This window comes from Vibrio hannami (assembly GCF_029589055.1).
Taxonomy (GTDB): Bacteria; Pseudomonadota; Gammaproteobacteria; order Enterobacterales; family Vibrionaceae; genus Vibrio; species Vibrio hannami.
Window position 1 is genome coordinate 1,657,698 of record NZ_JARQZP010000003.1, and the last position, 25,290, is coordinate 1,682,987.

Below are 25,290 nucleotides of genomic sequence, written 5' to 3' on the forward strand. Positions count from 1 at the left end.
GTCGAACACATAATATTCACACCATTTAATTTATTGACTCAAAACTAAAACACCTAGGATGCAATGTTTTTCATATACTTTAGGACGAGACCACGTTGTTCATAATAATTTGAGTTACCCATAAAAATAAACGGCTAGGGCGTAAACAATGTATAACAACAAAAGTACAGATTCCTATCACGCATTATTTCAAGACTCTCGTATTCCTATGCTTTTGATTTGCGCTGAAAGCGGCCGAATCAATCAGGCCAACCGGGCAGCAATAAAGTATTACGGTTACAGTGCAGACAAGCTGACCCAATTAAAGGTCAGTAGCATTAATCAGCTATCCACAAAAGAAGTGCATGAGGAGATGGAGAGAGCCAAATCACTCCAGAGAAACTACTTTGTTTTTCGGCATAAACTCAAAAATGGTGAAATAAGAGATGTAGAAGTATTCTCCAGCCCTGTCACTTTTGCCGGAAAAAAGCTGCTTTTTAGTGTTATTCATGACATCACCGAAAGAGTTCGTGCTGAAAGACAGCTCAATCTATATGCCCAACTATTTACTTCGACAAATGACATGCTCGCCGTTATTGATAAAAATGAGAACTACCTAGCCGCAAACCAGCATTATTTGAATTTACTGAGTAAATCAAAACAAGAGGTACTAGGGCACACAGTAAAAGAAATACTAAAAGATGAAAGTTATCAGCAGTATAAGCCCTACTTTAAAAAAGCACTGGAGGGAAAAACCGTTCAGTATGAGAGGCAATTAGTATCACCACAAGGCCAAATCATTGATTTAGAAGTTAGATATTACCCTTTTTATAACAAGGAAGGTCATATAGAAGGGGTTATTGGTGTATTTCGTGATATTAGCGATAAGAAACAAGCTTCCGCAAGATTAGAACACCTTGCGCACCACGATCCACTAACCAACCTACCAAACAGACTGTTATTTCATGAACAATTGCAACAATATCTGCAAAGGGCAACCCGATTCGGACATTGTGTTTACGTCGCATTTATCGACCTGGATCGGTTTAAACTGGTCAACGACAGCTTAGGCCACAACGTCGGCGATGAGTTACTACGAACAGTCGCTCAACGGCTTAGAGAGTGCACGCGTCAGTACGATATGGTGGCGCGGGTCAGCGGAGATGAGTTTGTACTGATAATGGAAGCGCTTGATGAATCTTTTGAGGTTCTTGGTGCTCTCTCAAGATTACAAGAAGTCTTTCAAGTGCCATTTATCATAGAACAACGCTCTTTGAATGTTACCGCCAGCATTGGAGTGAGCCAATTTCCTCAGGACGGCAAAGATCCTCATTCTTTGGTAACTAAAGCGGATACAGCCATGTATCGCGCAAAACAACAGGGTCGCAATCAGTTCTGTTTCTTTAGCGAGGGAGACGAGGAACAAATACAGCGCCAGCTTGCTCTGGAGAGCTCAATGCAAAGCGCCCTTCACCGTAATGAACTTGAGGTATTCTTCCAGCCTCAGGTAAGATTAGCCGATTTAAAATGTGTTGGCCTCGAAGCATTGCTTCGCTGGAAACATCCTGATCTTGGATACATTTCTCCCGATTTGTTTATTCCAGTAGCAGAACAACAAGGGTTGATCAGGGAAATAGGCAGTTGGGTACTAACAACTGTTTGTCATCAAGGCAGCGAATGGCTAAAGCAAGGGCTTGATTTTGGCAGGATAGCGGTAAACATTTCTGGTATTCAGATTCGTCAGCAGAACTTTGCGAAACTAATCGAGAGCACATTACAAAAATCTGGGTTACCGGCGGATAAGCTGGAGTTAGAGCTAACAGAGAGTTACATAATGAGTGATGTTGAAGATAATATCACTCAGTTATCTGCGCTTCGGGGACTAGGAGTACATGTTTCTGTTGATGACTTTGGAACTGGCTACTCTTCTCTGGGTTATCTCAAGCAACTTCCCGTCAATAAACTCAAAATTGATCGTTCCTTTGTTAAAGATATCGATACTGATGTTGATAGCTACATCATTACCCGATCAATTGTAGCCTTAGCCAAAGCCATGCACTTAGAAGTTATCGCAGAAGGTGTTGAAAACCAAGAGCACTCCAAACAGCTAACAGAGCTAGGTTGTGAGTTGGTGCAAGGGTTCCTTTATAGCAAGGCAATACCTGCCGAACAAGTTAAAGAATGGTTGAGCTCGAGCTCTTAGTCAGTAATGCTATATCTGACTAAGAGCTTTATTCAAATACAATCGGCTCAGCTTTTTCTTTACGTTTAACGCCCTTGCAGTCACCATCTTCCTCATAACCTTCGCAGTACCACAACCAGCCATTGAGAGGCAGGTATTTAATACCTGGGTTTCGGTTTTTATCAAAGATGCAGGCGCACGGTATTTCCAAAGGCCCGCCTCTTAGTTCACCGAATTTATCTTTAATGTATGTTTGTTGCTTCCCTGTTGCATAAGAGAGTGTAGAAATAAACATTAAGATGAGTAGGCAAAACAGTTTTTTCACGACCACCTCCAACAGTATTCGGCATTAAATACAAAACCATTCCCATGATTTAAATAAATTTTGCAAATAATATAAAACAGCCACTCTGCACATTTTTTGACTAGGTTCGACAAATTAGTCAAAAACCGCTATCTATATGATTTATACTCAAGTAATCAAATAATGCATTTCCAGCAATTTTTATTAGTGTGAACACAAATAACAGACAGATGACAAATAAGATATCGACTACCGCACTAGCCCAATTACGTAACATCGATCCCAAAGAACTTTTTAGCCAGCTTGCAAAGTTTGGCTACATAGTTCGCCATGAGGATAAGTGGGTGCTTACTGATATTGGTGAGAAATTTGGTGGTGAGTATGCAAAACATCACAAGTTTGGCTCATTTGTTGTCTGGCCTGAAAACCTGCTAATAGATACCGCAAGTAGTGCAGGGAAAATGTTTACTGCTACTCAACTTGGCGAGCAACTAGGGCTCAACGCCAAAAGAATTAATCAGCTACTTAGCGAACTAGGGTGGATCAACAAACAAGAAGATGGCTGGCATATCACTCAACTAGGGCTCAAGGCCGGAGGAGAACAAAGATCAGGGAAAAATGACTCTGGCTTGTACACGATCTGGCACGATACGGTATTAAAGAACCGTAACCTGACAAACTCTGTGAAAGAGTTTCAGGGGACAGATTCTGATACTCTTTCTACGGATAAATCCTTCTCAAGTTTCCGACAAAAGTTCGAAGCAAAACACAGAACAGCCGATGGCCATTATGTGCGTTCCAGAGGCGAGTTGTTGATCGACAACTGGCTCTATATGGCAGGGCTGGTTCACGCTTACGAAAGAAAACTGCCTATAGCAGAAGAGTTCTACAGCGACTTTTATCTTCCAGCAGGGAAAGTTTATATCCAGTATTGGGGAACCGATACTGGTCCCACACCTGAAAAAGCGAAGGTGGAGAAGCTCGCCATTTACGAGAAGCACAACTTTAATCTGATTCAGTTAGAAGAGGCCGATCTCGACTCTTTGGACGAAATCCTCCCTAAAGCACTCAGAAAACACAATATCAAAGCGTACTAACCACTAACTTTGCATACCACCTCTCATTCTCAAGAATATTCAATAAACAAATGAAATATTTGACTATTCTTTAATTTGGCGTTGCGTCATATGGCCAAATATAAACAAGAACAAGCAGGTGTGAACCATGAAATTTAAAAACATCATAGCAGGGATTTTTTCCCTGCTACTGTTAAGCCTACCTCTCCAGGCATCAGAAATAGAAAAACTTACTCAATATACGGATTCTGTTGCCAAAGAAATAGAACAACTTAAAGCATCAAAAAGCTCTGTCACATCAAGTATTTCACAGACAATGTTAATGCATCAGCTGGAATCTCTCACTACTGAAAGTAGCAATGCTGTAATCAACTATGCAAAGTCTGACGAGGCTCAAGAGAGCAAAGAGGCAACAGTAGCGCTGTTAATGAAGCAGGAGAAGCTGATTAACCGTCAGCAATCAAGTGCTACCAAAGCGCTCTCTCAGCTATTTAAAGATTTTGAAGCAACCAGCATTGAAGATCAGCCTATAGAATGGGTAACCGTATCCAATGCTATGGATTACAGAACCAGACTATTCAAGATCGAGTTAGCTCTGATCGAAGCGCAAGAACAGCTTGGTCAAAGCAAAGAAAAGAGTAGAAGTACATTTAGTAAAAACCTGGATGGCGTGTCTTCCAACTTATACGTTGTTCTGGGATCAAGCCTGAAGCTTTCCGAAGTACTACAAAGTGAAAGAAGCAAAACACCAGCCGCACAAAGAGACAACATCGACTCCAGATTGCGAATGCAGCAAAGGATGAACCTGACATTTAGCAGCAACCTGCGAAGTATGATTCCTATGATGGAAGCCACTCAACTAGACACGGCGAAGTTTAACGAGCTCACATTCAGCGCAACCGGTGAGTTAAGCGATGCTATGGTGAGCACCGATGCCTTTATGGCTGTTGGTCATAACCTGCTTGAAAATATCACTCAGTGGATTGTAGAAAATGCGGGTAGTACGATCTCAAAGGTGATCATATTCATTCTGATCATCGTGTTGTTTAAGTACCTTTCTGGCCTGGTCAGAAAGATCATGACCAGAATCGTACGTTCGCCTCAGTCAAAACTTTCAACCCTGGTTCAGGACTTCATTGTCTCTATGTCCGCCAAAGCCGTAATGCTGTTTGGGATCTTAATCGCACTAGCTCAGGTTGGACTAAATCTTGGCCCTCTACTTACCGGTTTAGGGGTTGCAGGTATCGTTATTGGTTTTGCACTTCAGGATACCCTATCTAATTTTGCTTCGGGCATGATGATCCTCATTTATCGTCCATTTGATGTAGAAGACTTTGTCGAAGCTGGTGGAGTATCAGGCAAGGTTAGTCATATGAGCCTGGTAAATACCACCATTCGTACTTTTGATAACCAAATATTTATTGTTCCGAATAGCAAAATATGGGGAGATACCATCAAAAATATTACCGCGGAAAAAGTAAGACGTGTTGATATGACATTCGGTATCGGCTACAGCGACGATATCGACAAAGCAGAAGCTGTACTTGCCAACATATTGGAGCAACACAACAAGGTTCTTAAGTCTCCAGAACCAACCATTAAGGTTATGACTTTAAACGAATCGTCTGTCGACTTTATCGTAAGGCCCTGGGTTAACACAGCGGATTATTGGGAAGTGTATTGGGACGTAACTAAAACCGTAAAAATGCGCTTCGATCAGGAAGGTATCTCAATTCCATTTCCTCAGCGTGACGTTCGTTTATATGAGACGAAATAAGAATCAATATCAAGTTATCAAGATGTAGTCTATAAACAAAATAAATCTATCATTAAACCTTTCCCTATACTTACCGATATATAGGGAAAGGTTTTTTATATATACGAACAAGATCAAAGATAACAAAACGATATACTATAATATCCATAGCATTGATATTAATAATAAACGGTTCCCCTCTTCGGAATTAGATGATTTTGTACACTAGGATGTTTTTATGAATCTTTCCATCAAATCAAGACTATATATTTTGGCAGTTGTCCCTCTGCTACTGCTATCAATAAGCATGATGTATCTCACTTATAGCGAAATGCATCAAACTACTCATTCTCAAATGGAGAAGGTCGGCGATAAGCTAATGGAGCAAAAAAGGACCGAACTAAAATCCTATATGGAGATTGTCGACTCCGCGATTGAGACTTACAAAGAACGGAATGCAACGCAGGAAGAAGTCATTGATGAACTGTCTCGTATAAAGTTTGGTTCCGACGGTTATGTTTTTGGCTATGACACCAAAGGCATGAGGGTGCTTCTAGGCTCCAGCGATAGTGGTATAGGTAAAAATTACTGGAACCTGAAGGATGTAAATGGCTTTTTGCTCATTCAGGACATCGTCAAACAAGCCAAAGGCGGTGGTGGATTTACAACCTATTATTTCCCGAAACTTGGAAGTGATGAGCCCTTACCTAAGATGAGTTACTCCATCTATCTCCCTCAATGGGATCTGGTTATCGGCACAGGTTTCTACGTTGATGATGTAAACGAAACCGTATTGGCCATGGAAGCAGATATTGAATCCGATTTGGAAGGAAGTCTCTGGGCGATTACAACTGTTACTTTGGGAATTGTAGTTGCTGTAGGTATTTTTGCAGTAGCCGTGAACCGGAGTATTATGACTCCGCTAAATAAGTTCAAAGCTTCTATTTCATCATTTGCTAGTGGTGATGCTGATCTGACAGCAAGGATGGAAGATTTCAAGGTGGCAGAGTTTAAGCAACTAGGCAACGACTTCAACACCTTTGTAGCCAGCCTGCAGTCCATCGTTAAAAGCGTAAATAATGTTAGTTCAGAGGTTGTTTCTGAAACCCAGGCGATGGCAGGCAGAGCAGCTCAGGTTGACGAGCTTGCTAATGGTCAAAAATCCGAGACAGAGCAAGTTGCAACGGCAATGACGGAGATGACGACAACAGCAACAGAAATCTCCAGTAATGCCGTTCAGGCAGCGCAATCGGCGACAGAAGCTGAAAACAACACTGACGAAGCAATGAGCATTGTAATGGCAGCGGCACAATCTGTTCAGGAACTGGCATCTGATGTTGCAGAAGCAAATGAAGTTATCTCCAAACTTGAATCCGATGTACAGAATATTTCTTCCTCACTAACCGTGATTGAAGACATAGCCGAACAGACAAACCTACTGGCATTAAATGCCGCAATTGAGGCCGCCCGTGCTGGTGAACAGGGCAGAGGATTTGCTGTTGTAGCAGATGAGGTTAGAAAACTGGCTAGCAGGACTCAAGAAAGTACACTTGAGATTCATGAGATGATCCAGCAGTTGAAATCCGCTTCAGACAACGCAGTTCAAACAATGGAAGTTAGCCAGAATCGAAGCGTTAAGACTGTCGACGAAGCCAATGCAGCGACTCAGGCACTGAACAAGATACAAGACTCCATTAAAGTGATAATGGATATGAACTCTTTGATCGCAACAGCGACGGAAGAGCAAAACCAGGTTGGGCAGGATATCTCTCAACGTGTTGTGACTATCTCGGATCAAAGCAGCCAATCTGCTGATTTGGCAAATGAGAACCGAGCCGGGAGCCAGCAGCTCACAGGTAAAGCCAATGAGCTATACGATCTGGTTAAACGTTTTACAGTGTAAATACTGATTGTTAGAAAGAATTGCCAACTTAAAACTGAGCCCGGATTAATCAATCCGGGCTTTTTTGATCAGCATTTTGAAGATTTTTGAACAGCTTTCATTAACACGGACGTGTCCATCCGCCCTAGCCCTTCCTCGGAAAGCTCTTTATAAGATCCTGCAGTTTTCTCAGTAAGAGGAAGCTTCACACCTAAACGCTCAGCTTCATCAAGACAGAAGCCTAGATCTTTTATCATCCAGTCGATAGCAAAACCAAAATCATACTTATCTTCAGACATGGTTACTGCGCGATTTTCCATTTGCCAGGATCCTGCTGCACCATTTTTCAGGCAATCCACCACCGTAGGCACATCCAGCCCGGCTTTTTCAGCCAGGATCAAACCTTCAGACAAACCAGAGAGCACGCCTGCAATACAGATCTGATTAACCATTTTAGCTCGCTGTCCCTGCCCTACTTTGCCCATCAATACCGATGATTTTCCGTAAGCATCAAATACCTTTTGCATCGCATCAAAATCAGACTGCTCACCACCACACATAATAGTCAAAACACCGTTTTCAGCACCAGCCTGACCTCCGGATACTGGAGCATCCATAAAACGAACATTGTCGTCTGCGCAGGCTAGCAACAACTCTTCAGCCAACTCAGCAGATGTCGTTGTATGATCAATAAGAATGCTGCCAGCTTTCATTGCCTTCAGAGCGCCTGTATCGCTCGTAGTAACGCTTCGAACGTCATCATCATTACCTACGCAAGTAAGTACAACATCGGCTTCCTGAACGCACTCGGGGACAGTTTCAGCCATCTTGCCACCAAACTCATCGGCCCATTTGCGAGCCTTTGCTGTGGTGCGGTTGTATACCGTTACTTCAAACCCAGCTTTCTGCAAATGACCCGCCATCGGGTAGCCCATTACACCTAAACCAACAAAACTAATTTTCACTCTCACTTCCTTAATGATTTTTTTGCTTTCTGTATTGGCTAAGCACTTGTTTTAGCCACTGTTCAGAGTTTATAACTGACTCATCCGGACAATCAACCTGATAAGGCTTTCCGGAAAAATAACTTGCTGAAGCAATATTTTCTATAAATGACTCGGCTGATTCTATTTTATCCCTGGCATAATCGTATTTGCCAGCAAGATGATCCGCAGCTTTGGCGCCACTATATCGTTTCCCATTACGAATAAACTGACAATCTGATTGTTCCAATACGCTTAAGATATGCCGTATTTCAGTATCCTGCGTCGTTTCCAGTTCAGTAGAAGATTGTGCCGCTAATGACATTGCAACGCAGATTAGAGCAAAAGGATAAACAGATAATTTCACAAATTAGTCTCAAAATAATAAGTACACTAACTAGTGTACATTTAATTTGAGCAATAAAAAACCGGGCTAACTTTGCCCGGCTCTCAATATTAAGCGAGTATTACAGCTCAGCGTTATGGTAAACCTGCTGGACATCATCGCAATCATCCAGAAGGTCAAGGAACTTCTGGAACTTCTCTGCATCTTCACCTGTCACTGGTGTGTTTGTCTGAGGTACGAATGTAATCTCTTCTACGTCAACGGTCAGGTCAGGAAACTCTTCACCCAATGCAGTTTTTACTTTAAAGAACTCGGTATGAGGTGCAAATACAGTGATAACACCATCTTCAAGCTCGATATCAGATACATCAACATCCTGCATCATCAACGCTTCCAGCACCGCTTCTTCATCGTCGCCTTTAAACTGGAACACAGCCTGGTGATCGAACATATGCGCTACTGCACCTGGGCTACCAATTTTAGCACCAGTTTTCACAAAGCACTGGCGAACATCCTGGAATGTACGGTTACCGTTATCCGTCAGACAGTCAACAATAACGCTAGCGCCGCCAGGGCCAAAGCCTTCGTAACGAGCTGGTTGGTAATCTTCACCGCCACCACCAGTTGCTTTGTCGATCGCTTTATCGATAACGTGGCCTGGAACCTGATCTTTCTTAGCTTTTGCAATCAGGTGCTTAAGAGAAAGGTTTGAGTCAGGATCGGCTCCACCGTTCTTGGCAGACATGTAAATTTCTTTACCGTACTTAGAATAAACTTTAATTTTTGCGCCTTGAGTTTTCGCCATAGAGGCTTTGCGCACTTCAAAACTTCTTCCCATCGGGATGTTCTCTCTGATTCAATTTAACAGGCGGATTTTAACAAATAAGGGGGGCAATTCAACGATTACCCTACTCCCATCACGCGCTTGTACTTTTCGATTGATTGTTCGAACCACAAACGTTCGTGTTCATCTTTGATTTTATCCATCTCGGAAATAATCTCGTCTGGTCCCGCTTTTGCCTGCTTCAACTTCCAAACCAAAAAAGAAGCCTGCTTATCAAGTTCTATTTTGTTTTTTTCTTCTGGAGGCAATAACGAAAGATTAATAGACATTGACGTATCCGGATGCACATTTAATTGGGGCAGCAATATAACATATACTCGCTATTTGGAAAAACGAAGAGCAGGAAAAGCTAAGATAAGAACAGAAAAACTAAGGGCGACAGTATGTCGCCCTTAATAAATGTGCATTTTGTTTAGCAATCATCAGTGATGCAACAGACCTAACTCTTCGGCCTCTTCCATCGTTAATCCACTTTCCTTAATTTCTCTCAACATCTCGATCCGACGGCGAGCTTCTGCGGATTTAACCTGTTTTCTTGATTGCTTGGAGTCTTCTTCCTTGAAGTCCCAGTTCGATGCAACTTTAGTGATTTCATCATGGTCAATAGAATTAATGGACATATACACCTCCGATTAAAACCATGTAGGGACAAGGTTTATGTAGCAAACGGGAATCCCCTTGTTAAGGAAAATCGATCAGGAATGTGAGCTGGGATTTGTTTCTGAGGAATGACTTATAAAATTATCAATTGGGCCTTTGCACTGTCGTAATTTCACTTATATTCTTAAAAGATTACGCGGCTAAAAAACAACAAGATTCAGATCTCATTTCTTGCGTTCTCGTCCCTTTCTAAAGTATGTCCAGGTTAACAATAGTAGATACAACTTCATCCGTCACAGGAAAAATGATCAAGGTGTCCATCAATTACACTTGATCATGCTTCCGGGGCGTTATCGGAAACATGATCAAGAAGAAAATCGCTTAAGATGCCCATTATTAGGGGCACATCCGCGATAGGAAATTACGGAGTCATCACAAGCTTGCTGGAAGAATGATCAAGGGTGTAAGAAAATTTGGGTAAAAAAGGCGAAGTAACAAGTTACTCCGCCAAATAATCCATAACAATATGAATCTAACAATATGAGCCAATCTATCAATTTCATTAGAAAGGACAAAAGGTTGTCTATTCGGTATTTATTTTATTTATAGATGACCCAACAATTGTCAGGCAAATGTCAGCATTTTGTTTAGATTCCGTTTGCTACATCATCTAAAGTTCTAAGAACCTCTTCGCTTATATGACCTTCATGGATCTGTTTGCAGATCTTTTTCCGAACAGCAAGGCCTGAAATCAACTTTTCTATCGACAGATGCTTACTCTGAGCTTGTACGTTAAACAGCTCTATGGTTTTACTCAAAGTTTCATAAGTAACAACTTCTCCACCCACTCTCAGCCAGTCAAGCTTCTCCAGAAGCTCCTGACACTCATTCTGAATAGATGCGTGTGGATGACCAGTCATAGCCGAAAGAGCCGTTATGCTGCGTTCTAGGGCCTCTGGAGAGGTATACTTAGACAGGGTGATCGTCAACTCATCTGCATTGATCTCTACCAGGTGCTTTCTAAGTTTAACTCTTCGACCTAAACGCCCTTTAGGAGAGTTTTGTTTTCGTTGTATAGGTTCAAATTCACCATCAATAATCTCCGATAACTCTTCGAGCTTCTGCTTAGACAGCATTTCATTTCTAAGTGGATTCGGTAGGGTTGGGGCCATATTCCGCTTACCAGCGTTAGTTGTACGTGCTCTTGAGTATCTAAGCACTTCTTCAACATCACATTTAATATCAACGCGATAGTCTTTGGTTTTTCCTTTAGTCTCTTCCAACGTCAGGCTTAAATGATAACCCCACAAGTTGACTTCGAAGTACTCCTCACTCAGTTCGCCTTCAGAAAGCTTCTTAAGCTCCCTAATCAGTTCATTAGAGAAACGTCTCCACTCGATATTCCTTGCCAACTTTTGGTTTAAATCACTTAATAACATGCTATCCGTTAGCCTTCTGGACATACGGCTACGGAAGTATGAATACAACTGGAATACCAGCGTATGCTGCTTCAGAATTTCCGGTGGAAAAAGGAAAAAATAGTCTTTGGTCAGCAGTTCTTCATAAAACGAGGGTTCCCAAACCAGGATATACAGGTTTGGTTTGATCCTGATCTCTCCGGCAGCGTCTTCAGAAGGTGCTTCTTCGGATGCTGTGATGGTTCGGGCCAAGAACCGAAAGCGATCACTTTTAAACCCTTCGGGCATGTTTTCACTCAACCACTGCCCTGTAAGTTCATGTAGTTGAAAATCGGTAAATTCGATCCGATCTATACTTTCCCGGATCGAGTCGCGAGCAGGGCCACTATCCTTTTTTCCTCTCATAGAAAGGATGTCAGTGATGTATAACGGTGTCTTGTTAGGTACTTGCTTCGCGTTGATCTGATAGTCTTCCTGATGATGATCATGGTACTGAACGGTTAGCGTAAACAACGCAAACAGTGTCATTAGATCATCAACTGTCATAATATTTTTAGAAGATCGTGTTTCAATTATCGCTCGGGATCCAGAGATAGATACCATTGATTTCTGGTAATTTTTTCTTGTTCTGGGTGGAGCAAGAGCCTGATCAATGATCCCTGCCCAATTTGCAGGAGATACAACAAACTGTTCTGACTCATCCTTCATTGCTGGTGGAGTTTGCAGCCCATATTCTGTCAGTAGTTGCCGATTTACCTGGTTTTGAGCAAGGGCTTTGGAACGTTTTTGTTTTTCCGTTTGTTTTGTTGACTCTGTCATCAGGCTTGTAGCCCCCATAACTGAGACTAACTGAGCCGGATTTACAAAACGATGCAACATCGTTTTGCCTGCTAAACCTTCTTCAAATCTAACTGGAATTTGAGAAAATAGTCCAACATTCACTGCTGCACGTAACCTTTGTTGGATAGCTGCCCGTGTTAAATGACGATCTGTTGCTTCAACCAGTTCGGTAGTAGAAACGAAACCATCTTTGCTACTAAATCCACGTAATGAAATTAAGTTCAGAAGCTCTAATATGCTTTTAGTTACACCTTTGAAATGTTGATACTGCTCTATCCAGTCTACTGCACTTTCTGATACTTCAAAAAGGTGTCCATCCTTATGACTTCTAGGTGCTTTGATCAGTACCTTTTCTTCTGATTTCATCCACTATCCAATTATTGTTAGCCGTAATGTTGCTATAGTTCCGAAAGCCTAAAGAAAAACAGATCATAAATAAAGGAAAATTTATTGTTCTTTTTAAACTGATCTTATTGTTTATATTGATCTATATTGATTAAGTGATCTAATGATCTGTGAAAGAAAATGGTTGTAACTGTTTGATATGTAGGTGAAATGTGTTTTGGTTATTCAGAAGCATGATCAAGGCTTTAGCGGAATGATGATCAACATAGTTCCAGAACGATGATCAAACTTTCTCGAATCAATGATCATAGAGCTCCTGAAACCTTGATCATGAAATCTCCGGAAAAATGATCATCATGTCAACACATGTTATCCACAACCTGAAGTGTGCTCTTTGGATGTAACCATTAATTTTTATATCTAAAACCTCCCCGAAAGAATGATCAAGGGTGCAGAAATGTAACGCTATACGCTTGTTTGTTTATTTTCCGAGCGTCAATTGTTTTAATCAACGCAAAATCAGATGTTGTGGGGTAAGCATTAAAGAACGAAAGCATGATCAAGTATCAAGAACTGTCGTTCGAATTTATCAAATCGTTCTCTTTTGCTAGGAAAAGGAAGCCTTCCCCTTACTCCATAAGACATCCACCGTAATTGCAGCAAGAATTTACATGCTTCCGTATCCATTTAACCTTGATCATCGATCCGATCTTTGGATCTTTTGTTATTTATGACATTGATGAAATATCAACCTATTTATTCCCTTGATCATGCTTCCTATTTCAACAAAATCTACGGAAAGATGATCAAGGAGCACCCTTGATCATCTTTCCTATGTAAACACAAACTCTTAACCAGAATCTCTTCGTTCTAGAGTCCAACTTTCATTGCCCGTAATTTAACCTTCTATAAGCATAGTTCCGGTAACGTTTAGTAATTTACATTGTAAATATGTGACACTGTAATAATTCAAATCTGAAGAAGTTTACAGATGAAAGCATTAGATTTTGTGTTGTAAATTTTGAGCGAAAACTGTCGCTTTTATCATCATTGAACGCTTTTTTATACATGAGGTAAATATATATGTGATATTACTCTATATTGTATGTTCAGCTTTTTATTGTTTAATGTTTTAAGTGCTGTACAATATTTGTATTGAGTCTCAAAACGGAAATAAAGATGAAAAGAGAACAAACGATAGACAATTTATATCAGCTGGCTGAGATGACGAAACAGGTTCAGGCCGATCGTATCGAAATTGTTTTGGAAGAGCGTAGTGATGATCACTTTCCTCCAATGTCAAAGGCGTTGATGGAAACCCGTTCTGGGCTAACGCGTCGCAAGCTAGATGATGCGATTAGCAAATTGGAAGCTCAAGGTCATCAATTCACTAAGAATAATGCAAACCATTATTCTATCTCGTTACAAGAAGCTCATATGCTGATGGACGCAGCTGGTGTTGCTAAGTTCCACTGAGCGTAAACCTAACTCAAATAACAAGCCCTGGGTTATCAATGTTCAGAACCAAAAGGGGGAACTGGTAAGTCAATGACAGCTGTTCACCTTGCGGCTTGTTTGGCTCTCAACCTGGATAAAAGGTATCGCATTTGTTTAATCGACCTCGATCCTCAGGGCTCTTTGCGTCTGTTTTTGAATCCTCAAATCAGTACAGAGGATCATGATAATATCTATTCTGCAGTCGATATTATGCTGGATAACGTTCCAGAAGGTGTGGATGTAGACAATGAGTTTTTGAAGAAAAACGTATTGTTACCGACTCAGTACCCAAACCTAAAGACTATTTCAGCATTCCCTGAAGATGCTATGTTTAATGCAGAAGCGTGGCAAGACCTATCAGAAAATCAGTCCCTTGATATTGTTCGTTTGTTGAAGGAAAAGCTGATTGATAAGATCGCTGATGATTTTGACATTATTATGATTGATACCGGTCCTCACGTTGATCCTTTGGTTTGGAATGCAATGTACGCTTCAAATGCACTTCTTATTCCTTGTGCAGCCAAACGTCTTGATTGGGCTTCTACAGTAAACTTCTTCCAGCACTTGCCTACCGTTTACGAAATGTTCCCGGACGACTGGAAAGGGCTTGAGTTTGTTCGACTTATGCCAACGATGTTTGAAGATGACAATAAGAAGCAGGTATCTGTTCTGACTGAAATGAACTATCTTCTGAATGATCAGGTAATGATGGCTACTATCCCAAGAAGCCGGGCTTTTGAAACCTGTGCAGATACGTATAGTACCGTATTTGATCTTACAGTCGGTGATTTCGAAGGGGGTAAGAAGACTCTTCTAAATGCACAGGATTGTGTACAAAAAAGTGCGCTAGAATTAGAACGCGTATTACATAGCAACTGGTCTTCACTAAATCAGGAGTAAAGGTAGATGGCAGCAATTAAAACTTCTGAGTTGAATGCAAAGTTATTTGGTAAAGCCAACAAGCGTCGCGCAACAACACCTCAGGAAGCGCAAACCGCCGCTAAAGAAAAGGCGCAAGTTATTGAACTTGCAGTAGCAGGGCAGGAGATTGTCGAGTTTGAACTGATAAAAATTCCTGCAAACGAAATTGAATCACAAACTCTTGTATTCGAAGAAAATGCTCGTGAACAGTCGTTTCTTAACGAGCATGCATTGTCTGATGTTCTGGTAACCTTAAAAGAAAGAGGGCAGCAATATCCGGCAGTAGGGCGTCGTAATGAACAGGGGAAAATCGAAGTTCTCGACGGTTCGCGTCGAAGAATGTCCTGTATTCTGGCTCAAAAAGACTTCCTTATTTATGTTGCTGAAAACATAAACACAGAACATTCCAAGTTTTTGTCAGATGTCGCTAACGCGCATAAACCCCTATCTCTGTACGAACGTGGCAAAGAGATGCAGGCGAAGCTTGATTCCGGTGATGCGGAAGATCAAAAAGCATTGGCCAAAATGTTTCAGTGCAGTGAAGCGTTGGTCAGTGGCGCTTTGAAAGCAGCATCGCTGCCGTTGGAACTACTTCAGGCTTATCCAAACGTTGTTGATATTGGTCGACCTACGATTGTTAAGCTACATAAGCTTTTCAGTGAGCTATCAGACGAAGGTCGAGCCGTTGTTCTTGAAAAGTGTAGAACGGAAGGAAAAGCCGTCTGGCAGGATAGCGAAACACAAGGTGTTGCACGAGTAACTAAAGAAGTATCAGAACATATCGAGCAATGGATTAGCGAGTTTGCTCCGGCTAAGAAGAGTGCTCCAGCCAAGAAAGATCTTGTTAAAGGTAGGGCTAGTTTTACCAGAAAAGGCAGCAACCTTGCTATTAATCTTAAGAAGGTCGATGATTCAACGATGGAAGATATTCTAAACTTTATCGAATCCAGGCTTTCTTAAGCTCAACTTTTTTAACTTAAAGCCGCAGTAGCGGCTTTTTTTGTACCTTGTGATAATATTCCATAACTCCGTTTAAACCCAGAGCAACGTAATCATCATGCTACAGCCAATCGAATTTCTTCTTCAACTTCGTTCCAAACTAGAATTTTCTAGGCACAGAGTTGCCATTATTTTAGAGGGGAGTGATGAATGGAAGCTTGAGCTCATTGGTCAGTATTTGTCACGAGCAGGTATAACAAATGCGACAAAGCTGGGTGGTAATGCGTACCCTTCAATAGAGTTACTTAGCTATAAACAGGGTCATCAGCTGCTTGGAGGTGAAAGGCAAGTATTGATTTACGATGATCAAGATGGCTTTGATGCTAATAGTTTTACTGCTTCGACTGGTTGCCTTGTCGGTGGTGGCATTCTATTTTTATTTTTAGACCAAAAAGGGGCGAGCAGTAGTACCCCGTGGCTTCGGGACGCTTTTAGCACGCTTGTGCATGTCAAACAGGGAGAGCTTGTTTCTGATAATTATCCGTATTCAAACGAGCAAGCCTTGCCGGATTATTCAGAGCAGAACTACGCTGTTGAGCATATACAGCATGTTTTAAGTGGTCATCGAAAGAGGCCGCTTGTAATGACTGCTGATAGGGGAGGGGAAAAAGCAGCGCGTTAGGGATCGCGGCTGCAAAAATGCTGCGGGACAAAACTGCGAGGATTTTGGTAACAGCACCTGCCAGGAAGTCGGTCGAACCACTTTTTGAACACGCGAAACGGCTACTGCCTGAAGCGTCAGTCAAGAACAATAGCCTGGTTGAGCACGAGGATTCTAGCTTAAGTTTTATTTCTCCTGATGAATTGCTTCAGACGAAACCTGTTTGCGATCTCTTGCTTGTCGATGAAGCTTCAGCGATCCCACTCCCTATGCTGATTGCGATTACAGAGTCTTATCACCGAGTTGTTTTTTCAACAACAGTACATGGATACGAGGGGTGCGGAAGAGGATTTACTCTTAAGTTTTCAGAGTGGCTTAATACGCATCGTTCGGGCTGGAACTTATGCGAACTGAAGACGCCAATTCGCTGGGCTAAACACGATCCTCTAGAACAGTGGCTATTTGATACGTTTCTTCTGAATGCCGAAGCAGAGGCCTTGCCTGCGAATATTCTGTCTGCTGAAGAAGGCCTAAAGCTGAAGCTGATTTCTAAGGTTCGATTATCACAAGATCGAAAAATGGCACAGAGTAGCTTCGCTTTATTAGTTGCGGCCCATTACCAGACATCACCAAATGATCTGATTCAGCTTTTGGAAGATGAGTCTACTAATCTCATTAATATCGAGATTCAAGGTGTTTTAGTTGGATGCCTGTTAGTTCAACTTGAAGGAGGAATGGAAGAAAAGCTTGTCGCTGATGTGGTATCCGGAAAACGCCGACCGAAAGGGCACATGATAGCTTCAACTTTGGCGACGCAATTTGGTATAGAGAAAGCTGCGTCGGAGCGATGTCTCAGAGTCATGCGTATTGCCATTCATCCTGATGCTCAAAGGCTGGGGTTAGGTTCAAAAGCGCTTGCCAGTCTAAATAATTTAGCTGAACTAGATTTTGATTATCTAGCGACTAGTTTTGGTGTTACTTCTGAACTGTATCGATTCTGGCTTGATGCTGGTTTTCTGCCGGTTCGTCTTGGTGCGAAGCGCGATCCTGCCAGTGGTACTCACTCTATTTTGATGGTTCAAAAGGATTGTAAATCCGATTGGTTTGACTCAGTAACTCAGCATTTTTCAGAACAATTAATATCACTGCTTCCCGAAACATTTGCCAATACAGATTCAGAGTTACTTGGAATTATTTTATCAGGAGCCAGGACAAACTTAACCTATACTCAAAGCATCAACTTTCGGTTGATACAGAATTATTGTTTCGGTGCTGTAAGCTATGAAAGTGTTTTTTGGGAACTGTACAAAGCAGTGAACCAATATGCTATTTCAAGTGAACATTCTATTCCGGCGATTATTGTTGCGAAAGTTCTTCAGAGAGCAGGTTGGCAACAAGTAGCCTCAAGTTTTGGCTTAACTGGCCGAAAACATGTAGAACAACAACTTAAAAATGAAATCGCTTTATGCCTAAATTTACAGTGTAAAGTGAAATAATTAGAGATTCCCGTTGGTTAGGTTCGTAGTTTACAGTGTAAATCGACACTACAAATTTACACTGTAAATCTAATGAGTGATGTATGGCTTGTTTTTAAGCAAAATATCAACAAAAAGTATCATTTATTGGATAGACTGTTTGTGCAGCGATATACGGATTAGCAATACTATGTGGAACGAACTTACTCGACTATCTGAAGATCAAAGTAGTGTTATAGCTCAGCTACCTACCAACGATGAGGTGGGCCCTACGTTTAGTGCCTCGGGTTTAGACCGTGTACTTGAAGAGTTGGGAGCTAAAGACTTTTTTTATGATGAAGACGCCGTTAATCGGTTTGTTGCCGCTGCGCGAGAGACCAAAAAAGCTGCTTTCGAAGGGATAGTTGTAGCATCAAGAACGAATGCTACCGCTAAAGTTGTTCTAGAGAATCACGACCTACTTGCATCCATTCTCGTGACCGGTGCTTATGGAGGGCGTGGACTTAGTGGTCCTGAAATCCTGCACGCTCTATCAGAAGCTAAGGTTGTAAAGGGAATAAATAAACTTGCACTGAAAAAAGTTCTTGCTGTAAGCAGCGAACTGAGCCCGGGAGAGGAGTTTACTCAGCCGGTAGCGGTTGGCGAGGACGCTAAACATGGTAAAGATGCGCGCTTTATTCCACTAGTCGATGATGCTACAGAGAGGGTGTTAAAGCCCCAGTCTACTGATAATAAAACGGATCAGGTAGACATGAGAGATCTGGGAGAGCTAGTAACGGTACAAGCTGGCCAGGAAGTTCTCAAAAGAATCCCTGCCACAAAAGGTAAGCCGGGTTTTACGGTTCTAGGTTCTATACTTAAGCCTACCGCTGGAAAAGACGCCGCGTTAAAGGCTGGTAAAGGGACCGAGATCGATAAATCAAATCCTAATCTACTTCGTGCCTCTATTTCGGGCATGCCAATCATCAAGAAAACAAGTGTAGAAGTTGACCCTGCTCTAAATCTAAAAAACATCGACGTATCTACGGGGCACGTTAAGTTCAAAGGCAGTATCGTTGTTTCGGGAAATATTGAACCAGGCATGATTGTTAGAGCAACAGGTTCTATTACCGTTGGCGGTTTTATCGAGTCGGCCGATGTCCAGGCTCAGGAAGATATTATCGTTGGAAAAGGCATAATTGGTCATGCGGTGGATGATGGTGAAGACAAAGCCTGTGTAGTTAAAACCAACAGCAATATTAAAAGCAAATATGCTCAGTTCGCTTTTTTGCAGGCGATGGGAGATATAGAACTCGAACTACACAGTATGAACAACACCGTTATGTGTACCGGAAATCTAACAGTACTAGATTCTACCGAGAAAAAGGGCACATTGAGTGGTGGTCTTTCTAAAGTCGGTGGAAAAGTCGTATGCGCTAACTTAGGCGTAGAGGGTGATACTGCTACATTTATTCAGCCATTTGTGCGATTTAATAAATACAAGCAAGGATTAAATGAGCTAAAAGAGCGCTACACCACGATTCAGAACAGCACTATGGATGCCATTCGTAAAGAGATGGAGTTTAAGAAACTTCCCAAATCAGAACGAGATCCCCAGGAGCTAGAAAAAATCGAAGCCCTAAAAGCAAAAAATGACGAGTTGCTGACTAAGGCAAAAGCCAAGAGAGAATGGGCTGAATCTGAACTTGAGCGTTTACTTGAGGTAAATACAGTTGAAGTGAAAGAGAAAGTCTATACCCGCGTGACTGTGCAATATGGTGATGAAGTTGTCATTACTAAACGCGAACATAATGCGGCTAAGTTTTCTTTTGACCAATACACAATTCACTGCAGCCTTATGGTTGAAGGCGCAGAACAAGACGAAGAAGAGCTGTAATCTTCATTCTTACCCCGTTAGATAGTCCTGCGAGATTTAGACTACACTTTTAGTATGTCTCAAGAGGGAAAGTCTAATGCGAAGCTGGCTACTAAGATTTATCTTAGTTTGTCTTACCTGCATACTCAGCCCGTCCATAGCGGACACTCAAGAAAATGATGACGCGAACGCCTTAAGGACGGTTCCTGTACTATCCATTAGTGGAGCAATTGGCCCCGCTGTAGGTGGTTACGTCATAAAAGAGATAGAGAAATCCAATCAGAACCCCAATATTCCTGCGATCATTATTACTCTAGATACTCCTGGCGGATTAGTTACTAGCCTGAGAGATATCAATCAGCAAATTCTTGCTTCCAATATTCCTGTGTTATGCCTGGTACACCCCTCAGGTGCACGTGCTGCCAGCGCGGGTACTTATATCCTATATGCCTGCCATGTAGCGGCGATGGCTCCGGCGACGACGCTGGGTGCAGCAACGCCTGTGCAAATAGGGGGAACAAGTGATGATAAGAATTCCAACGAAAGCAAGAGCAATGAACCAACGGCGATGGAGAAAAAAATCCTGAATGACTCTGTCGCGTATATTCGTTCTTTAGCTAAATTGAGAGGGCGGAACGTTGAATGGGCGGAAAAAGCGGTAAGAGAAGCTGCTACTCTATCGGCAGATGAAGCGCTGGAGCTTAATGTTATTGATGTAATAGCTGCAGATACGAAAAACCTGATAAATAAAGCCAATGGAAGATCTGTCCTGCTAGGGGAGAAACAAGTCACGCTGGATCTCAGCGGTGTTGAACTAATAGAAATTAAGCCAGATTGGCGAGACCAGTTTCTGGCGACCATTACAAATCCGAATGTCGCTTATATTTTGATGTTGATAGGTGTATATGGACTGCTTCTGGAGTTTTATAGCCCGGGCTTTGGTATTGCGGGAATTATTGGAGCAATTTCACTTCTTATCGCGATGTACGCATTTCAACTACTACCAGTCAACTATGTTGGACTTGGGTTGATTATAGTAGGGCTTGCATTGTTGTTGGCTGAATCCATGATACCTAGTTTTGGCTTACTCGGCTTTGGTGGAATTGTTGCGTTTATTCTGGGATCACTGTTTTTGATAGACAGCGAATTACCGGAGTTGCAGGTTTCACTCTGGATTATTTATGTTATTGCCGCTATTTCATCCGCATTCATTATTTTTGTATTCAGAAGGCTCTGGACAATAAGGCACAAAGAGCGGGTCAGCGGTGCAGAATCGTTGATTGGGGTTACCGGGCATGTCGCCAAAGGCAATCAACATAAAGGCTATGTATTTGTTCGGGGAGAACGTTGGGCAGCAAGGTGTGATCAACGGCTTTACAAGGATGACCTGATACAGGTTGAGCGAGTCGAGGGTTTGACACTGATTGTAAAGAAAGCTGAAAAGGATAAAAGCGATGATGGAAATAGTGATTGCTAGTGGAATGTTTACGCCCACTCTAGTCGTAATTTTGATTGTCCTGATTGCATACAGCATGTTTCATGTGCTGCGTGAGTACGAAAGAGGAGTCATCTTTTTTTGGGGCGCTTTCAGGAGGTAAAAGGTCCGGGGTTAATCATCGTGATTCCCGTTATTCAACAGATGGTGCGAGTCGATCTGCGAACCGTGGTGATGGATGTTCCCAGTCAGGATGTTATTAGTCGGGATAACGTTTCTGTCAGAGTAAATGCGGTTATCTATTTCAGAGTTGTTGATGCACAAAAAGCCATTATCAATGTGGAAGATTACTTCCAGGCAACGTCGCAACTTGCCCAGACAACCTTAAGGTCAGTACTAGGTCAGCATGAGTTAGATGAGATGCTGGCAAATCGAGAGATGCTTAATGATGATATTCAATCGATTCTTGATGCCAGAACGGATGGCTGGGGAATTAAGGTTTCTAACGTAGAGATCAAACATGTTGACCTTAACGAGAGCATGATCAGAGCCATAGCGCAACAGGCAGAGGCTGAGCGTGCACGAAGGGCGAAAGTGATACATGCATCGGGAGAAATGGAAGCGTCAGATAAACTGGTTGAGGCGGCAGCAAAGTTAGGAACAGAGCCAAACTCGATATTGCTCCGTTATCTACAAACGCTGACAGAAATCGCCGGAGAGAAGAATTCAACAATACTATTTCCAATGCCAACGGATCTACTGGACGGACTTTTCAAGCATACAAAACAGAAGGATAATACCGATATCAACTCATAATTATTGGTTGGAATGGAAATGAAAAAAACAACATTAGGGATACTTGTTGCAACGCATTTAGCGGTAGGTGCATTCGGATTTGGTGCTGGAATTTATGCACTACCAATTCTTATTGCTCCACCAGCACCGAGTGAAGCGGAGGTCAAAACCGCTTCTTCACAAGCGTTATATAAAGCTACCTTCCGAAAAGACTTACAAGACAGTGATACCTTTCATTGGGGCGAGGGTACGGTTTCTATCGGTGAGCAAGTAGTTACTTTTATGGGAGAGCTTGCTCCGGGTCCTGACTACAAACTCTATTTATCGCCGGAATTTGTGGAAACAGAAAGTGACTTTAACCGACTGAAACACTCAATGGTTCGTATCGGGGATATTAAAACTTTCGATAACTTTGTGGTGGATGTTCCTGAAGGTATCAACACATCAGCCTACAACAGTGTCATTGTTTGGTGTGAAACCTTTGGTGAATTTATCACTTCAGCCAAGTACAAATAGTTGAATCCTAGTTCATTACTTATTGAATAATTGAGCTTTTTTCTGGTAAGAATGGCATTCAGGTTATACGTTTATATAACGATTATAAACAGGTAATAACTTATGAGAAAACTTGTATCAGTTGTTTTAGTCGGTTGTTTGGCTCTTGCGGGGTGCCAATCTACAGAGAGTACTAGTCAGTCAGAGGCTCCAGTAATGATGGATGCTGCGCATAATGCACGTAACTCTCTGGACTGGTTTGGCACATACCGTGGGCAGGTTCCATGTACTGACTGCGAAGGAACTAAGCTTTATCTGGAACTAAACAAAGATGGTTCCTATATGATGAGCCGCACCTATATTGGTAAGATGGGGATTGCTGTAATGGAAGAAGGGGCGGTGATATGGAGTAACTCTGGAACCAATATCACCATTGAAGACATGACGTTCTGGGTGCAAGAAAATCGGCTGCTTCTTATCGATGGTGCCGGAGATGCCATAACCGATGAAAAAGGTGGCAACTTTATATTGAGCAAGCAGCCTTAAGAGGCTGCTCGTACTTTACCTTGCTTCAAGTCTGACAAGACTTGTTCTTTTGGACCATCCGCGATGACAGTGCCTCTTTCCATTACGATCACTCTGTCTACAACGTCTAACATAGTCGTTTTATGAGTGATCAGAATTAGGGTCTCATCGCTTTTCATCTGATTCAACTGGTGCTTAATAAGCATCTCCGAACGGTTATCCATCGCACTGGTAGGCTCATCCAGCAACAAAACTGGTGGCCTGCCGAGCATTGCCCTGGCGATGGCAACAGCCTGTCTCTGACCACCTGATAGCAGCGTACCACCTTCTCCTACCTGACGTTCAAGGCCTGCCGGATCTTGCTGTGTAAATGCAGTAACACCCGCACGGTTTGCAGCATCCAGTACTTCGCGGTCATCCACCAACGTTTGGCCCAGAGTAATATTATCTCTGATAGAGCCAAAGAACAGTACACTATCTTGCGGTACACAGCCTATATTACGCCGTACGTCGACATGATGAAGTTGGTTGATGTCGGTGTCATCTATACGTACATAACCCTCTGTAGGCTTATACAAGCCCATTATGAGCCTCTCCAGAGTCGTTTTACCTGAACCAATTCGGCCGATAATGGCTACTTTCTCGCCCGGATTGATGGTCAGGCTAAGATCCCTGACTGCGGCAACAGGCGAATCGGGGTAGTGGAAGGTCACTTTATCCAACTCGATTTTGCCCTGAATAATAGGTCGGTGGATATAACGCTTGCCTTCTTCCTGTTCGTCCGGCATTTCCATTACCTGATTAATAATGGTCATTGAAGATTTTGCCTGATTATAACGGGTAGAAAGTAGTGACAGCTGAACCAGAGGTCCGATTGCACGCCCACTGAGCATGGTGGCAGCAATCAAGCCACCCATAGTCAGCTCTCCTTCTGCGATCAGATAAACACCAAGGATAATCATGCCAACGTTGGATGATTGCTGAACAAAGCCAGCCATGTTCTGAATCGAGTCGGTAATTCTACGGCTCTTGATGCCCCAGTTCGACATATGGGTAACCGCTTCTTCCCAGCGGTACTGGAACTGGCTTTGAGCACCAAACAGCTTTACAGACTCGAGCCCGGCAAGGCTTTCAATTAAGTTAGCGTATTTCTGAGAAGCAAGGCGTGAACCTTCTTCAATGCTTTTTCTTAATGGTCCTTGAATGAGCAGTGAATGGATGATCAATATCACCACACCTACGATTGGGATTATCACGAGGTTGCCAGCTAACAGCCAGATGATAATAAGGAACATCAGAGCAAACGGTAAGTCTATCAATGCACTAATGGTGGCAGAGGTAAAGAACTCTCTTATCGATTCGAACTCCTGCAGGTGTCTTGCGAATGCCCCAACGGAAGGAGGCTTGCTCTCCATCCTAATCCCCATCACTTTGCTGAACAGTTTGGAAGAGATAAGAATGTCAGATTTTTTGCCTGCTACATCAATAAAGTAGCTTCTCAGTAGTTTTAATATCAGGTCGAATATAAAGACGACGAAAATACCGGATGCAAGTACCCATAAGGTTTCAAACGCAAGGTTAGGAACGACCTTGTCATACACCAGACGGGTGAACATCGGGGCCGCAATGGCAAATATGTTTACCAGAAGTGATGCTATCAGAACGTCACGATAGATATGCTTTGATTCGAAAATCGTGCTCCAGAACCAGTGACCATCACGCGTTTTAAGGATCTCGGGTGAACGCTCATCATATCTGAACTGTTTTTTTACCAGAAAGTAGCGACCAGTATACTGTTGTTCCAGCTCTTCCAGCGGGATCGCGATCGGAATAAGGTGCGAATCTATCGTTACTACTTCTGCTTCTTGTGTGCTTTCGTTGACACTGACCAGTACACAAGCATCCCCATCCTTCAGCAACAAAACAACAGGAAGAACCAGATCTGAAATATCTGAAAGGGGGGTTCGGTTCTCTTTTGCTACCAGGCCAGCTCGTTCAGCTGAGCGTGGAAAAAGAAAAGGGGTTAAGCAGCCATCAGATAATGGCAAGCCACTCACCAGTGCTTCTGGCGAGTTAGATAGGCCATAGTAACGGCTAACGTATACGAGTGAATTTAATAATGGATCGCGCATCCAAC

At 42.4% G+C, this 25,290-nt stretch carries 19 protein-coding genes and 2 pseudogenes; 13 read left to right on the forward strand and 8 right to left on the reverse strand.

What is annotated here, in order from left to right:
• Positions 1-148: 148 nt before the first annotated feature.
• On the forward strand, positions 149-2,182 hold the full coding sequence (locus P7F88_RS09180; protein WP_277823934.1) for a sensor domain-containing protein: 2,034 nt from the start codon (positions 149-151) through the stop codon (positions 2,180-2,182).
• Positions 2,183-2,210: 28 nt separating this feature from the next.
• On the opposite strand, the gene P7F88_RS09185 is transcribed toward P7F88_RS09180, so the two are convergent.
• Positions 2,211-2,486, reverse strand: coding sequence for a hypothetical protein (locus tag P7F88_RS09185; protein WP_277823936.1), 276 nt, complete (start codon positions 2,484-2,486; stop codon positions 2,211-2,213).
• A gap of 209 nt (positions 2,487-2,695) precedes the next feature.
• Here P7F88_RS09185 and P7F88_RS09190 point away from each other — a divergent pair, with 209 nt between their 5' ends.
• The 3 genes from P7F88_RS09190 (at position 2,696) to P7F88_RS09200 (ending at position 7,200) form a co-directional block, all read left to right on the forward strand.
• Positions 2,696-3,562, forward strand: a complete 867-nt coding sequence (locus P7F88_RS09190) for a glycerol kinase (RefSeq protein WP_277823938.1) — start codon at positions 2,696-2,698, stop codon at positions 3,560-3,562.
• Between the two features lie 127 nt (positions 3,563-3,689).
• The gene (locus tag P7F88_RS09195; protein ID WP_277823940.1) at positions 3,690-5,318 is read left to right on the forward strand and encodes a mechanosensitive ion channel family protein; all 1,629 of its coding nucleotides are present in this window, start codon (positions 3,690-3,692) and stop codon (positions 5,316-5,318) included.
• Positions 5,319-5,535: 217 nt separating this feature from the next.
• Complete coding sequence (locus P7F88_RS09200; protein ID WP_277823942.1) at positions 5,536-7,200, forward strand: methyl-accepting chemotaxis protein; 1,665 nt, start codon at positions 5,536-5,538, stop codon at positions 7,198-7,200.
• A gap of 68 nt (positions 7,201-7,268) precedes the next feature.
• Here the strand turns inward: P7F88_RS09200 and P7F88_RS09205 are convergent, their stop codons facing one another.
• From P7F88_RS09205 to P7F88_RS09230, 6 genes are all read right to left on the reverse strand, one after another.
• Positions 7,269-8,144 carry an NAD(P)-dependent oxidoreductase gene (locus tag P7F88_RS09205; RefSeq protein ID WP_277823944.1) on the reverse strand — a complete coding sequence of 292 codons (876 nt, stop codon included), beginning with the start codon at positions 8,142-8,144 and terminating at the stop codon, positions 7,269-7,271.
• 10 nt (positions 8,145-8,154) lie between these two features.
• Positions 8,155-8,529 carry a DUF5329 domain-containing protein gene (locus tag P7F88_RS09210; protein ID WP_277823946.1) on the reverse strand — a complete coding sequence of 125 codons (375 nt, stop codon included), beginning with the start codon at positions 8,527-8,529 and terminating at the stop codon, positions 8,155-8,157.
• Between the two features lie 100 nt (positions 8,530-8,629).
• Positions 8,630-9,346 (reverse strand): YebC/PmpR family DNA-binding transcriptional regulator, encoded by a 717-nt coding sequence (locus P7F88_RS09215; RefSeq protein ID WP_277823948.1) that lies wholly within the window; start codon positions 9,344-9,346, stop codon positions 8,630-8,632.
• Between the two features lie 65 nt (positions 9,347-9,411).
• Positions 9,412-9,621 (reverse strand): DUF3283 family protein, encoded by a 210-nt coding sequence (locus P7F88_RS09220; RefSeq protein WP_277823950.1) that lies wholly within the window; start codon positions 9,619-9,621, stop codon positions 9,412-9,414.
• A 153-nt stretch (positions 9,622-9,774) separates the two neighbouring features.
• Entirely contained in the window at positions 9,775-9,972 is a 198-nt protein-coding gene (locus P7F88_RS09225) for a PA3496 family putative envelope integrity protein (RefSeq protein WP_277823952.1), read from the reverse strand.
• 627 nt (positions 9,973-10,599) lie between these two features.
• A complete protein-coding gene (locus P7F88_RS09230; RefSeq protein ID WP_277823954.1) occupies positions 10,600-12,576 on the reverse strand; it encodes a replication initiator protein RctB domain-containing protein in 1,977 nt (658 codons plus the stop codon).
• A 1,158-nt stretch (positions 12,577-13,734) separates the two neighbouring features.
• Here P7F88_RS09230 and P7F88_RS09235 point away from each other — a divergent pair.
• The 9 genes and pseudogenes from P7F88_RS09235 (at position 13,735) to P7F88_RS09275 (ending at position 23,174) form a co-directional block, all read left to right on the forward strand.
• Positions 13,735-14,952, forward strand: a pseudogene (locus P7F88_RS09235) (ParA family protein).
• 6 nt (positions 14,953-14,958) lie between these two features.
• Complete coding sequence (locus P7F88_RS09240; protein WP_277823956.1) at positions 14,959-15,933, forward strand: ParB/RepB/Spo0J family partition protein; 975 nt, start codon at positions 14,959-14,961, stop codon at positions 15,931-15,933.
• 97 nt (positions 15,934-16,030) lie between these two features.
• Entirely contained in the window at positions 16,031-16,594 is a 564-nt protein-coding gene (locus P7F88_RS09245) for a tRNA(Met) cytidine acetyltransferase TmcA domain-containing protein (RefSeq protein WP_277823958.1), read from the forward strand.
• 17 nt (positions 16,595-16,611) lie between these two features.
• A complete protein-coding gene (locus P7F88_RS09250) occupies positions 16,612-18,069 on the forward strand; it encodes a GNAT family N-acetyltransferase (protein ID WP_277823960.1) in 1,458 nt (485 codons plus the stop codon).
• Positions 18,070-18,238: 169 nt separating this feature from the next.
• Positions 18,239-19,924, forward strand: a complete 1,686-nt coding sequence (locus P7F88_RS09255) for a DUF342 domain-containing protein (protein ID WP_277823962.1) — start codon at positions 18,239-18,241, stop codon at positions 19,922-19,924.
• 76 nt (positions 19,925-20,000) lie between these two features.
• Positions 20,001-21,380, forward strand: a complete 1,380-nt coding sequence (locus P7F88_RS09260) for an NfeD family protein (protein WP_277823964.1) — start codon at positions 20,001-20,003, stop codon at positions 21,378-21,380.
• A gap of 4 nt (positions 21,381-21,384) precedes the next feature.
• A pseudogene (locus P7F88_RS09265) lies at positions 21,385-22,154 on the forward strand (slipin family protein).
• An 18-nt stretch (positions 22,155-22,172) separates the two neighbouring features.
• Positions 22,173-22,649, forward strand: a complete 477-nt coding sequence (locus tag P7F88_RS09270; protein WP_277823966.1) for a DM13 domain-containing protein — start codon at positions 22,173-22,175, stop codon at positions 22,647-22,649.
• Between the two features lie 102 nt (positions 22,650-22,751).
• Complete coding sequence (locus P7F88_RS09275) at positions 22,752-23,174, forward strand: copper resistance protein NlpE (RefSeq protein WP_277823968.1); 423 nt, start codon at positions 22,752-22,754, stop codon at positions 23,172-23,174.
• On the opposite strand, the gene P7F88_RS09280 is transcribed toward P7F88_RS09275, so the two are convergent.
• Complete coding sequence (locus P7F88_RS09280) at positions 23,171-25,285, reverse strand: type I secretion system permease/ATPase (protein WP_277823970.1); 2,115 nt, start codon at positions 25,283-25,285, stop codon at positions 23,171-23,173. The genes P7F88_RS09275 and P7F88_RS09280 overlap by 4 nt on opposite strands.
• Between the last annotated feature and the right edge of the window lie 5 nt (positions 25,286-25,290).

Coding starts and splice junctions, on each gene's coding strand:
- P7F88_RS09215 (WP_277823948.1), bottom strand. CDS start 9,346: ATGGGAAGAAGTTTTGAAGTGCGCAAAGCCTCTATGGCGAAAACTCAA.
- P7F88_RS09250 (WP_277823960.1), top strand. CDS start 16,612: ATGCTGCGGGACAAAACTGCGAGGATTTTGGTAACAGCACCTGCCAGG.
- P7F88_RS09240 (WP_277823956.1), top strand. CDS start 14,959: ATGGCAGCAATTAAAACTTCTGAGTTGAATGCAAAGTTATTTGGTAAA.
- P7F88_RS09275 (WP_277823968.1), top strand. CDS start 22,752: ATGAGAAAACTTGTATCAGTTGTTTTAGTCGGTTGTTTGGCTCTTGCG.
- P7F88_RS09220 (WP_277823950.1), bottom strand. CDS start 9,621: ATGTCTATTAATCTTTCGTTATTGCCTCCAGAAGAAAAAAACAAAATA.
- P7F88_RS09180 (WP_277823934.1), top strand. CDS start 149: ATGTATAACAACAAAAGTACAGATTCCTATCACGCATTATTTCAAGAC.
- P7F88_RS09230 (WP_277823954.1), bottom strand. CDS start 12,576: ATGAAATCAGAAGAAAAGGTACTGATCAAAGCACCTAGAAGTCATAAG.
- P7F88_RS09270 (WP_277823966.1), top strand. CDS start 22,173: ATGAAAAAAACAACATTAGGGATACTTGTTGCAACGCATTTAGCGGTA.
- P7F88_RS09200 (WP_277823942.1), top strand. CDS start 5,536: ATGAATCTTTCCATCAAATCAAGACTATATATTTTGGCAGTTGTCCCT.
- P7F88_RS09225 (WP_277823952.1), bottom strand. CDS start 9,972: ATGTCCATTAATTCTATTGACCATGATGAAATCACTAAAGTTGCATCG.
- P7F88_RS09260 (WP_277823964.1), top strand. CDS start 20,001: ATGCGAAGCTGGCTACTAAGATTTATCTTAGTTTGTCTTACCTGCATA.
- P7F88_RS09190 (WP_277823938.1), top strand. CDS start 2,696: ATGACAAATAAGATATCGACTACCGCACTAGCCCAATTACGTAACATC.
- P7F88_RS09245 (WP_277823958.1), top strand. CDS start 16,031: ATGCTACAGCCAATCGAATTTCTTCTTCAACTTCGTTCCAAACTAGAA.
- P7F88_RS09280 (WP_277823970.1), bottom strand. CDS start 25,285: ATGCGCGATCCATTATTAAATTCACTCGTATACGTTAGCCGTTACTAT.
- P7F88_RS09195 (WP_277823940.1), top strand. CDS start 3,690: ATGAAATTTAAAAACATCATAGCAGGGATTTTTTCCCTGCTACTGTTA.
- P7F88_RS09255 (WP_277823962.1), top strand. CDS start 18,239: ATGTGGAACGAACTTACTCGACTATCTGAAGATCAAAGTAGTGTTATA.